Origin of the sequence: Pseudomonas persica, from assembly GCF_900291015.1 — a bacterium.
Lineage (GTDB): Bacteria > Pseudomonadota > Gammaproteobacteria > Pseudomonadales > Pseudomonadaceae > Aquipseudomonas.
Window position 1 is genome coordinate 1 of sequence record NZ_OLKL01000259.1, and the last position, 251, is coordinate 251.

Below are 251 nucleotides of genomic sequence, written 5' to 3' on the forward strand. Positions count from 1 at the left end.
GTCTTTAGTTGATCATCTCGATATTGAAAGAGTGGCTGGATCTGAAATAGGACTGCGCTTAGCTGGTGGTAATGAGGCACTGCATCAAAAACTCATTCAACGATTTATCGAACAATACTCCGGAATGAGAATAGGTACTTCAGAAGAGCAAACCAGCGAAGCTACAATGTTTGAGGTTCATACTTTAAAAGGTGCTGCTGGCAACTTGGGGTTGGCTGATATTGCTGAAATTTGTGACCAAATAGAAAGGC

At 41.8% G+C, this 251-nt stretch carries 1 protein-coding gene; it reads left to right on the top strand.

Annotated elements, in window-relative coordinates; all coding sequences use genetic code 11:
* A partial coding sequence (locus FQ664_RS26495; RefSeq protein ID WP_144175949.1) for an Hpt domain-containing protein occupies positions 1–251 on the top strand: 251 nt, incomplete at both ends.